The organism is Serratia sp. M24T3 (assembly GCF_000257645.1).
Classification (GTDB): domain Bacteria; phylum Pseudomonadota; class Gammaproteobacteria; order Enterobacterales; family Enterobacteriaceae; genus Rouxiella.
Genome location: NZ_AJHJ01000097.1, coordinates 1 through 510, shown reverse-complemented (window position 1 = coordinate 510; position 510 = coordinate 1). Strand labels below are relative to the sequence as shown.

Genomic DNA, 510 nt, shown 5'->3' with positions numbered 1-510 from the left:
CTGACTCGTATCAACTCTTTCAAGCATCATAGCCAGTAGTGTTTGCGCTCGCCAGTTACCATGTTGGTCAGACCGTAGAAAAGGATGGATGTTTGATTATGCCTCAGCCCCACTTGCTTGCGGAAAGAATCGCCCAACTCAGCAATGCGTTAGAAAAAGGACTTTATGAGCGGCACCACGCGATTCGCCTCTGTTTGTTGGCCGCACTAAGCGGCGAGAGCGTTTTTTTATTGGGCCCACCGGGTATTGCCAAGAGTCTGATAGCCCGTCGGCTGAAGTACGCTTTTCAGCATTCCCGCGCTTTTGAATACCTGATGACCCGTTTCTCCACGCCGGAGGAAGTGTTTGGTCCCCTCTCTATTCAGGCACTGAAAGATGAAGGTCGCTATCATCGTCTGACCAAGGGCTACCTGCCTGATGCCGAGATTGTTTTTCTTGATGAGATTTGGAAAGCTGGCCCAGCGATCCTCAATACACTGTTGACCGCCATCAATGAGCGGCGCTTCCGTA

1 protein-coding gene is annotated in these 510 nt (G+C 51.2%); it reads left to right on the top strand.

Annotation, left to right across the window (positions count from 1 at the left end; all coding sequences use genetic code 11):
- Positions 1-98: 98 nt before the first annotated feature.
- Positions 99-510: AAA family ATPase (locus SPM24T3_RS24130; RefSeq protein ID WP_009639462.1), on the top strand; the 412-nt coding region annotated here is incomplete at its 3' end.